Below are 10,076 nucleotides of genomic sequence, written 5' to 3'. Positions count from 1 at the left end.
TCGGCCCTGCCCCCTTCGGCCCTGCCCCCTTCGGCCCTGCCCCCTTCGGCCCTGCCCCCTTCGGCCCTGCCCCCTTCGGCCCTGCCCCCTTCGGCTCCGGCCTCGCCCCCGGCGGCTGCGGGGCTGGCGGCACTGCCTCCGTCGGCCGGGCCCCTGAAGGCTGCGGGGCCGGCCGCCTCGGCGCTGGTCCCGAGCCCTTCAGCTCCGGGGTCGGGGGTGTCGTCGCCGTTGACCGCGTCTCCGACGGACCGGGTGCCCGGGCCGCGGGGCACGTCCCCGACGGGTCCGGTGCCGGGGCCGTTGACCGCGTCCCCGACGGGTCCAGTGCGGGGGACGTTGACCGCGTCTCCGGCGGATTCGGTGCCGGGGCCGTTGACCGCGTCTCCGGCGGATTCGGGGCCGGGGCCGTCGTCGCGGATGTCGACGGTGGCGGTGTGGTCGTCGACGGCGAGGTCGATGCGGCAGTGGCGGGCGCGGCTGTGGCGCACGACGTTCGTGGCGGCCTCCCGTACGGTCCAGGCCAGCAGCGTCTCGGCGGCGGCCGGGACGGGCCCGGCGGCGGGCGAGACCTCCAGCCGGATCCCGGCCAGGTCCAGGCTGTGGGCCGCCGTGCGCAGCTCGCCCGACAGAGAAGGGGCGCGGTAGCCGGCGACGGCGTGGCGCACCTCGTCGAGCGCCTGGCGGGCGGCGCGTTCCACGTCGGCCATCTCGCGGGCGGCCCGTTCCGGGTCGGTACGGGCCAGCCGGGCGGCGAGCTGGCTCCTGATGGTGATCGAGGTGAGCGTGTGGCCGAGCGTGTCGTGCAGGTCGCGGGCGAAGCGCAGGCGTTCGTTGTCCACGGCGAGCCGGGCGACGTGGGCGCGGGCGGCGTCGAGCCGGGCGACCATCTCGCCCAGGTGCTTCAGGCTCGCCACCGTCACCGCCTCGACCAGGATCACCAGCGGGACCCACCAGACCTGCTCGAACGGCCGCCCGTACGCCGTCAGCGCGGCCACCACCACGACCATCGTCACCGCCGCCGAAACGACGAAGGCGACCCGCGAGAGGCACGCCGACAGGGCGCTGACCACGAACACGAACCCGACGTACGCCCACGGCGCCCGCAGCACCGGCAGCAGCGCCAGCGCGGCGGCCACCAGCCCCACCGGCGCCCAGGTCAGCGTCGCCGCGCCCAGGGCGCTGAGCGCCCGCCACATGATCCGCAGCCAGCACGCCACGAAGACCGCGACCGCCGCGACCACCCACACCACGGCGAGCACGCCGGGACGCGAGGAGAAGAACGACCACAGCGGCCACACCGCCAGCAGCAGCCACCCGCACGACCCGGCGCGCGCCGCCGTCCGGCCCCGGCTGAACTCCACCTCCCCCACCGCCGCGTCACCCGTCACAGGGCCCGACGGTAACGCCCGGCGGCCGGCGCGGCGACCGCCGGGGGCCGCCGTCCTTGAGTTTCAGCATGGGACCAGCCTGCCGGGAGTGGCGGCGCCGGGTGTAGTGCCGACCGTCAGAGACGCCTCCATGACAAACGTCATGGTTGACTCCGGCCGGAAGCGGCGCGCCGCGGGTGGGGTGAGCGGTTCGTCAGCACGAGCACGCCCGCGGTGACGAGCCCCGCCGCGTGCAGGCACAACGCGGGGACGATGCCGACGACCTCCCCCAGCACCCCGGCAGCTGCCATGCCGAGCAGCGAGGTGACGGCCTGGGCGCTCGCGAGCAGCCCGATGAGGCCGCCCCGGCGCTCGTCGGCGGTGGCCGTCTGGGCCAGTGTCGCGAACCCGGCCATCGCCGCCGCCGCCGGGAGCCCGGCCAGCGCGATCAGGACGAGGGCGGGCCACAACGCGTCGAGGGCGAGGGGGTAGGCGAACAGCGCCAGGTCGAGCAGGCCGAACGCGACCGTGCCCCAGCCGAGGAGCACCCGTGGCGCGGGGTCGCGCCGGTGCAGGGCCACGGCCAGCCCGCCGACCAGCCCGCCGACCGCCTGCACCGACAGGAACAGCCCGTACGCGTCGCCCTGGCCGCCCAGCACGTCGGCCACGAAGGGGGCGGCGAGCGTGGCGAAGATCCCCTCGCCCAGCCCCGTGATCACCATGTACGCGACCAGCAACCGGATGCCAGGATTCCCCATGGCTGACCGCACCCCGGAGGCCCACTGGGCGCGGACGGACGGCGCCCGCGCCACGACCGGCGACCTGGCCGGGACGCGCAGGGTCGCCTGCAGGACCGCGGAGATCGCGAAGCTGGCCACGTCGAGCAGGACGATCGCGGGCAGCCCACCGGCCGTGACGGCGACGCCGCCCAGCATGGCCCCCAGCAGCCGGGCGAGCTGGCCGCTCTGACCGTGCAGGGCGTTCGCCCGGACCAGCCCGGAAGCGGGCACGAGTTGCGGGACGAGCGCCCGTTGCGCCGGGGCCAGCAGGGTGCCGAGCACGCCGGTCCACAGGGCGACCGCATAGACGATCCAGACCTGGGCGGGGCCGCGTACCGCCAGCAGGGGCAGCAACCCGAGCCCGAGCAGCACGTCGGTGACGACCAGCAACCGGCGGCGGTCCCAGCGGTCGGCCAGCACCCCGGCCACGGACCCGAGCAGGACGTCGGGCAGCCGGGAGACCAGCAGCATGATCGCGGTGGACAGCGTGGAGCCGGTCAGGCGGTAGACGTGGAACGCCAGCCCAGTGCTGATCACCCAGTCGCCCGTCTGGGACACGACGGACGCGACCAGAAACCGCCCGAACCCCCGCCCGCCGCCGGGCGAGACCCACCCGCCACCGCCCCGCACCGGCCACCACCGCAGGCCGGCCTGCCGCGTCGGCCACCACCGCAGGCCGCCGTCCCGCGCCGGCCATTGACGAGCCGCACCCTCCTGGCCCGGCGGCTCCTCGGCCGTTCGCCCACCGGACCGGCCGGTCTCCGCGGCCGCGGAGCGTCGCTCAGTCACCGGAGGCCGTCGGGGCGAGCGGGATCACCATCTGCGTCACCAGCACGGGCCGGGCCCCTTCGGGACGGGCCGCCGCGTCGTCCACGCGGGCCATCAGCGGCCGCAGCAGGTCGGCGACGGCCTCGCCGAGCGCCGTGATCTCCTGCGGGGTGACGTAGAGGTAGGTGTTGCCGATGCCGCCGACGCCCCGCCAGGGCTCCTCCTCGCCCCGCCGCGCCTCCTGCCACTCCACCAGCCGCGACAGCGCCCGCTCGGCCAGGACCTGCTCCAGCAGACTGCGGGCGGCCGACCGCTCGGACCCGGTGACGTCGTCATCCCACACCTGGACGCTCGCGGTCACCTTCCAGGGCCGCTCCCGCTCGTCGCGCGCCTCGGCCTGCTCCACCAGGCCGTATTTGGCCAGCTGCCGCAGGTGGTAGGAGGCCAGCGCCTGGCTGATCCCGACCTCGCGGGCGGCGTCGGCGGCGGTGGTCGCCCCCGACCGCAACAGCAGCTCGTGCAGCGCCAGCCGGACCGGATGGGCGAACGCCCGCATCGCGGCCGGGTCATCGAGCACCAGCCGCCGCCCCGCAGATTCCAAAGACATGCTTGGAATGTTCCGCCACCCGCACCCGCGATGTCAAGGATTCCTTTGGAATGCCGCCGGGATGCCGCCGGGGGTTACCTGCCGGGTGATCGATGGCGTCCAGGCGGGCCTCAGGACTGCGGGCATGGAGAGGGACACGCGGGACATCGCGCAGGAGTTGTTGCGGCGGATCGGCGCGGGCGGTCCCGAGCGGACGGCGGAGTTGTTCGCCGAGCCGGTCGACTGGCAGCTCAGCTGGCCCGTCGAGGGGCATCCGGCGGTGCCGTGGATCCGGCCCCGGTCCGGGCGGGCCGAGGTGGCCGAGCACCACCGTTCGCCGGCGGCGCATCAAGTCACGGCCGCGAGTGCGGTGACCTACGGGGGCAGCAGGTCAGGCTGTGAGGGCGGCCGCCGCTTCCCGGTAGATGACATTCGGGTCCTCGGACAGCCATGCCTTCACCTGGCGGCTCCAGTCGTCGGCGAGCACCTCGGGCCGGTGCGCCTCGATACCGTCGAGGGCCGCCGCGACGATCACCTCGGGGGCGCTCTTGTCGCCGTCGTACCAGGCCATCATGTCGGTGTCCGCGGCGCCCAGGTGCAGGCCCGTCACCAGGGTGCGCTGGGGGGCCAGCTCCAACCGTGTGCTGTTGGTGAGCGCCCACTCGGCGGCCTTCGCGGCGTGGTATGCGCCTGCGCCGTCGTAGGCGAGCCACGAGATCGCGGACAGGACGTTGAGGATCGCGCCGTCGGCCAGCTGGGGCGCGAAGGCACGGATCACGTTGAGGGTGCCATAGAAGTGGGTGTCCATCTCGCGGCGAATCGTGTCCAGGTCCCCGCTGACCAGATTCGCCCCGGTCGAGATTCCCGCATTGTTGATGACGATCTTGACATCGGGTGCCGCTGCCGCCGCGGCGGCGACCGATGCCGGATCCGTGATGTCGAGGCGCAGCGGGACGACCCCCGGTACGTCGATGAGCTCCGGGCGGCGGGCAGTGGCGTACACCTTGCCTGCGCCGCGGTCGAGGAGAGACAGGATGAATTGCCGTCCGAGGCCGCGGTTGGCCCCGGTCACCAGCACATGTGCTCCGTTTATCTGCATGCCGCATAAGCTAAAACCTGACGTTGACGTCAGAGGCAAGTCTTGTGATGGAGGTCACGGTGCGCATCGGCGAGTTGGCGGCACGGTCGGGCGTCAGCGTGCGGGCCCTGCGCTACTACGAGGAGCAGGGACTGTTGGACGCGTACCGGAGCGGCTCCGGGCAGCGCCACTACCCCGAGTCGGCGGCCGACCGTGTCCAGCTGATCCAGATGCTCTACGCGGCCGGTCTGTCCAGCCGGACCATCGCCGAACTGCTGCCCTGCGTCGAGGCCAAGGTCAACACCCCGGAGTCACGTGCCCGGCTCGCCGCCGAGCGTAGTCGCATCGATGCCCAGATCGCCGCGTTGACCCGTACGCGTGACCGCCTGGACGCGGTCATCCGGCTCTCCGGAAGCCCCGACAGCGGCTGCATGTGGATCGCGGACCAGGACGTCGCCGCAGAGACGAGCCACTCCGCGACGCCGTGATCGCCACGGCTGGGTCGGACTCCGAGCTCAAGACCGCGGCACGTAACGCAGAGAATGCCCGAGCGCCCCTGACGACCACCGCAGAGCAACAACATCCCGTCGGTTCGCGAGCTTTGGGACTTTCAGGCCCTCCGCTCGGGTCCGTGCCACCAGCCCTGACGTAGAGCGTTCCCACAGGTCACAGCGGTGACCGGCTGCGTCGCCCGACTCCAGGTTGGTCCGGTCGTACGGGGATGAGCGGCGCCCGCCGCCGCGACAACGCTGGTGGGACGGTTACTCCGGCGGCTGCGACGCGAGCGGCGTGCACCCGGTGCGCCTTGCGCTCGGCCGTGCCGGCGCTGTCGGCGGCGGCAGCACTCTGCTCCAGCATGGCGCGGTGCCGGGCGAGGAGGGGCTGTACGCCTACGGTTGGGCACTGCCCCGAACGCGGATGATCACGTCAGGGTGTTGCGAAGCGCGCGGCGATCGTTCGGGCCGCTTCGTCGCGCACACGATCATGCCGAGGAACTGTGCGGATGCCAGCTCCGGATCGTCGATGTCGGCGCTTCCCGCGGAGTGTGCTTCCCGCCGATAGCCCCCTGGCGCCTGCAGCACAGGCAGCGTGCCGAAGCCCATCACCAAGCCCGCAGAGAGGTCGCCGGCCGGGATCTCGACCGGTTCCGGAGCCGGCGATCCGCCTGCCGCGAGCACCGTTGCCTCGAAGAGCTCGGCCTTGGTCGGGAACAGCTCGGAGAGCGTCGCCTTGGGCACCCCTGAGCGCTCGGCGACACGTGCCTCCCGTGGCCCAGGTGGTAGAGGCGGCTCCCTCAAGAACCCCTCGCCACATGAGGCGCGAGGTCGGCCAGGAGACCGGCCTCACTGTGCCTGCGGTCTGCGATCCACCTCATACCGTCACGAACTGGAGTGGGAGTCCGATGACCAGGTACGCCAGAGGCGCGAGGGCCAGGGCCGTCAGCAGGGTCGGCATCCGCTCTCTTTGCCGACGTGCCAGCACCAGCGGCACAAGGACCAGGACGGCCAGACAGACCCATGCCTGCGGGGCGTAATGCAGGACGAAGGCGTACAAGATGCCTTCCATCCCGAAGACACCTCCCAGCGCGGCGAGCCCGATGACACGGTTACGGATGGTGCGTCCGTTCCGCCACCACAGCCCGGCCACACCGAACAACGAGCCGCTGATGACCGCCATCACCAGCCACACCAGCGGATAGGCGAAGCTGCCCATGCCGTCACGGCCGAACTCCGCGTACCCGTAATACCCGACGACCAGACCGATCGAGGCGCACAGGCCGGCGACGGCCGCCGACCGCGCTGACGCCCAGCCGGCAAGCAGGGCGCCGACGACGAACGCCGGGACACACCAGACAGCACCGGAGTTGGCGACCTGGTTCCAGGCGCCTGGAAGCCAGCCCTGGGCAAGGTTGGTGACAACACCGAATCCCAGGCCCGCCAGCAGTGCGGATGTCCACCAACCGCTGAGTTTTGCGATCGACCCGAAGCGGCTGCTCATCAGGAAGATCCCCCCTGTCTTCCCTCGCTGGATACCGGCGGGCGCAACTATATATGCGAGCTATGCATGATGTGCCTAGTCAGTGATCACGTCGTCACCGCGAGATCCCTTAGAGCCTGCTGACAAAGGGATTTGGTGTCGGGGCTCGGGTCAGATGAGTGCCGGGGTGTGGTCATGATTGGGCTGTTGACCGGTGAACAGGAGCGGGCTCCCGGTAGCTGAGATGGTGTCTAAGCAGCTCAGCGGCCAGGAGCCCGTGGTTGTCTGTCTACATGTCCGCGGCCGTGAACGCCAGCGGTTGCGCTTCACCGGGATGCGCATGTCGCGGCCGGAAACCGGCATACCCGTCGGATCTGACCGATGCCGAATGGTCGGCGCTGGAGCCCGAGGGGCGGGCGGTGATGGCCGAACTGGTCGCGGTCGCGGGCCGGCCGATGGTGCATGACCTGCGAGCGGTGCTGGCTGCGATCGGCTACGTGACCCGGTACGGGATCGAGTGGCGGGCCCTGCCGGTCGACTTCCCGCCGCATGAGGCGGTGTATGCGTTCTTCGTGCGCTGGTCGCGGCGTGGTCTGCCCGAACTGCTGGCCGGGAGGCTGCGCGGTCGGTTGCGGGTTCTGGCTGGACGGGGCGAGCTGCCGACGGCCGGTTGCGTGGACTCCCAGACGGTCCGGGCGGCCGAGACCGTCGGCGCGGCGGCCTGCGGGTACGACGCGGGCAAGAAGATCAAGGGGCAGAAACGGCACGTCGTGGTGGACATCCTCGGGCTGCTGTTGTGCGTGATGGTCACCGCCGCGTCCGTGCAAGACCGCGACGGCGCGCATCCGGTCCTGGCACTGCTGCGCGAGTAGTTCTCCACCATCGGCCTGGTCTGGGCCGACGGCGGCTACGCCGGACGGCTGGTCACCTGGGCCAGGCAGGTCCTCGGCCTGGCCGTCACGATCGTCAAGCGCAGCGACGACGTGCGCGGCTTCGTGGTGCTCCCCCGCAGGTGGGCGGTGGAGCGGACATGCGCCTGGCTGATCCGCTACCGCCGCCTGGTGCGCATCTAAGAACGCAGACCCGACCATCATGAAGCCCTGATCTGATGGGCCACCGTGCACCAGATGACCCGCCGCCTGACGCGCGAACTGGCCGGCCTGCCGCCCCCTGGCCGCTGGAGCGACCCGCCGCCGCTGCCGGTCTTGTCCAGCTCCGACCGGCGCGGCAAGGTTCTGCAACTCCTGGCCGCGCAGCCGTGGCGAGCCTGGCGAGGAAGCGAACTGGCCGCCATCCTCGGCATCGAGAACGTCAACAGCTTCCGCGTCCAGCTGTCCCAATGGTCCTACCAGGGCTACATCAACAAGAGTGGACCAGCTCTCTACGGGCCCATGCCCGCCAACACTCAAGCCTTTGTCAGCAGGCTCTTACTGACAACCAGCGCCTCGGCGTACATCTGCCGGCCGCCGCGCCTGTGGTGTGCCCGGCTCCCACTGACCGGTGATCCAGCCGGTCCTGTTCCAGACGTTCCAGGATCGGGTACACGGTGCCGGGGCCGACCTCGGTCTCAGCGCAGATGCGATGGCCCCACGGCGGGTCCGCCGCGTGGGCGGCCGGCAGCGCGTCGATCTCCCGCCCGGCCCCGGTGCCGTGGGAGTCGCGCCACTGCGTGGTGGTCCCGCTCCAGGTGATGGACCCGTCCGCCGGACCCGTCGAGGCGGGCGGGAGTTCAGGTGTCGTTCAACCGGATGTAACCGGGTCGGCCGGCTCGCGGGGCAGGGTGGGCCGATGGCTCATGTGGAAGCACTGGTGGCCCGGCGCGCCGCCGATGAGGGCAGCACCCCGCACCGTCATGTCCTCATGGGTCGCCTCGGCAGATGGTGGAACGACCACCCGCAGGTCACCGACGGGCTGCTGGCCGTGCTGGCCTGCGGCTTCCTGCTGGTCGAAGGGCCCTACTACGACCACGCCGGGACCGGGTTCCCTGCCTTTCCGGTGTCGTTCTGGGCTGATCTGCTGGTCTACGCCAGTCTCGCGCTGCGGCGGCGGTTCCCGGCGGCCGTCCTGACGCTGGTGTGGACCCTATGGTTGCTCGGCGGCCGGTGGGACATCTGGGCTGCAGCAGATCAAAGCAGCGGTCAATGACCGTTTCACGGGGGCGCCGGTGTTCCAGTTGTGCCAGATCGCGGCGTTGAGGGCGAGGACGCGTTGGCTGACCCGCGCCCAAAGGCCGTCGGTGGTGCGGGCATCGTGGCGTTCGAGGCCGAGCTGGTTCTTCAACGTCCAGATGATCGCTTCGATGCGTTGGCGTAGCCAGCCGGGGAACGGCACAGCAGACGCGGGTTCGTCCTGACGGGCCGGCCGGATCAATGGACGGCCCAGGTCAGCGGCGGCCGCCTCGATGCCGGCGCCGGCGAAACCCTTGTCGCACACGATCGGGCACGGTCCAGGCGCGACCTGGTGGACGTGCAGCAGGTGCAGAGCCTGCGTGCGTTCGTCGAGTTCTTCGGGATGAGCCAGGCTGAAAGCGGTCACCGCGCCGTCGGCAGTGGTGATCAACATCAGCTTGGCGCCCCAGTAGAAGGCATGGTGGGACTTGTCCATGCCGTATCCGGCGATCTCGCCCAGGCTTGACCGGTTGACCCTCACCCGTGAGGCGCCGCAGCGGACCGGGGTGCCGTCCATCAGCCTGAGTGGTTCATGCCAGGTCGGGATCTGGCGGGAGATCCACAACGCCGCCGCCGACATCTGCGGTCCCAGATCCCGTAACTGCCGGTTGTAGACGGCCTGGGAGGGCAGCCGCGGGAACAGATGACCGATCCGGGCCGCCGCTGTCCGTAACCAGTACCGCTCCTGATCGCATCGCAGCAGCACCTGGGCCACCGCCACGACCACCGCCTCGGCGGCTGTCAGCACCGGAGGACGGCCCCGCCGGCGAGGTCGTTCCCGCGAGGGCATCACGTGATCGTCCAGATACACATAGAGTGCGATCAGAAGGGCGTCTAGGTCAGTCTTCACACACCGACCATGGACGCCCTTCGTCACGCTCGCAGCCGATCACCGAATTTCACATCAGCGATCTAGCGGCCCCTCCACTCGGAGGCAGGTGTCTGGTGTGTGCGATAGGCCCCTCGTGCTGCATGACGGCTGACCAGCTCCGCTCTTGACGTGGCGTAGCGCCTATCCGCTCTCCCTGGAGCGGGCCGTCTCCCGTCGCAGCGCTTCAGCGAAAAGGCGCAACTCCGCCTCGATGACCCTCGACTGCCCCGTCTTCGATGGTGACCTTGGTTGACGAGCGAAATAGCCGGTCAGCTGCTTCAAGGAGTGTCAGGGATGTAAGGCAAGCAGGTGCGCAGCAGTCAGGCGTGGCGGGCCATCTTGACAGCTGAGATCAGCAAGGCGATGGTCGGGGCAGGGATGAGGACCAGGTCCGGGATGACGCCGAGCAGCCGGTCCGGCCGCCCCATCTGTGTCAAGCCGCGGGCCGCAGGTGCTGCCGAGCCCATTCCTCGAAGCTGGTG

General features: G+C 71.1%; 9 protein-coding genes and 1 pseudogene. 3 read left to right on the top strand and 7 right to left on the bottom strand.

Features of this window, described 5'->3' with window-relative positions; genetic code table 11:
- The 4 genes from ABT158_RS48215 to ABT158_RS48200 form a co-directional block, all read right to left on the bottom strand.
- Positions 1-1,388: sensor histidine kinase (locus ABT158_RS48215; protein WP_352365708.1), on the bottom strand; the 1,388-nt coding region annotated here is incomplete at its 3' end.
- Between the two features lie 140 nt (positions 1,389-1,528).
- A complete protein-coding gene (locus ABT158_RS48210) occupies positions 1,529-2,935 on the bottom strand; it encodes an MFS transporter (RefSeq protein ID WP_352365707.1) in 1,407 nt (468 codons plus the stop codon).
- Positions 2,928-3,521: a winged helix-turn-helix domain-containing protein gene (locus tag ABT158_RS48205; protein ID WP_352365705.1), complete on the bottom strand. Its 594-nt coding sequence runs from the start codon at positions 3,519-3,521 to the stop codon at positions 2,928-2,930. The genes ABT158_RS48210 and ABT158_RS48205 overlap by 8 nt, the downstream gene beginning before the upstream one ends.
- Positions 3,522-3,891: 370 nt before the next feature.
- Complete coding sequence (locus tag ABT158_RS48200) at positions 3,892-4,599, bottom strand: SDR family oxidoreductase (protein ID WP_352365703.1); 708 nt, start codon at positions 4,597-4,599, stop codon at positions 3,892-3,894.
- A gap of 59 nt (positions 4,600-4,658) precedes the next feature.
- Here ABT158_RS48200 and ABT158_RS48195 point away from each other — a divergent pair, with 59 nt between their 5' ends.
- Positions 4,659-5,066 carry a MerR family transcriptional regulator gene (locus ABT158_RS48195; protein ID WP_352365720.1) on the top strand — a complete coding sequence of 136 codons (408 nt, stop codon included), beginning with the start codon at positions 4,659-4,661 and terminating at the stop codon, positions 5,064-5,066.
- 402 nt (positions 5,067-5,468) lie between these two features.
- Here the strand turns inward: ABT158_RS48195 and ABT158_RS48190 are convergent, their stop codons facing one another.
- A complete protein-coding gene (locus tag ABT158_RS48190) occupies positions 5,469-5,816 on the bottom strand; it encodes a TetR family transcriptional regulator C-terminal domain-containing protein (RefSeq protein WP_352365701.1) in 348 nt (115 codons plus the stop codon).
- Between the two features lie 133 nt (positions 5,817-5,949).
- Positions 5,950-6,576, bottom strand: coding sequence for a DUF6518 family protein (locus ABT158_RS48185; protein WP_352365699.1), 627 nt, complete (start codon positions 6,574-6,576; stop codon positions 5,950-5,952).
- A 272-nt stretch (positions 6,577-6,848) separates the two neighbouring features.
- Between ABT158_RS48185 and ABT158_RS48180 the strand changes: the two are divergent.
- Both ABT158_RS48180 and ABT158_RS48175 read left to right on the top strand, forming a co-directional pair.
- Positions 6,849-7,628, top strand: a pseudogene (locus tag ABT158_RS48180) (IS5 family transposase).
- Between the two features lie 715 nt (positions 7,629-8,343).
- The gene (locus ABT158_RS48175; RefSeq protein WP_352365697.1) at positions 8,344-8,700 is read left to right on the top strand and encodes a DUF7134 domain-containing protein; all 357 of its coding nucleotides are present in this window, start codon (positions 8,344-8,346) and stop codon (positions 8,698-8,700) included.
- On the opposite strand, the gene ABT158_RS48170 is transcribed toward ABT158_RS48175, so the two are convergent.
- A complete protein-coding gene (locus tag ABT158_RS48170; protein ID WP_352365695.1) occupies positions 8,638-9,573 on the bottom strand; it encodes a transposase in 936 nt (311 codons plus the stop codon). The genes ABT158_RS48175 and ABT158_RS48170 overlap by 63 nt on opposite strands.
- Positions 9,574-10,076 lie beyond the last annotated feature (503 nt).

The sequence above is a fragment of the Nonomuraea sp. NPDC001636 genome (assembly GCF_040298265.1).
Taxonomy (GTDB): domain Bacteria; phylum Actinomycetota; class Actinomycetes; order Streptosporangiales; family Streptosporangiaceae; genus Nonomuraea.
This window is presented reverse-complemented; position numbering and strand designations above follow the sequence as displayed.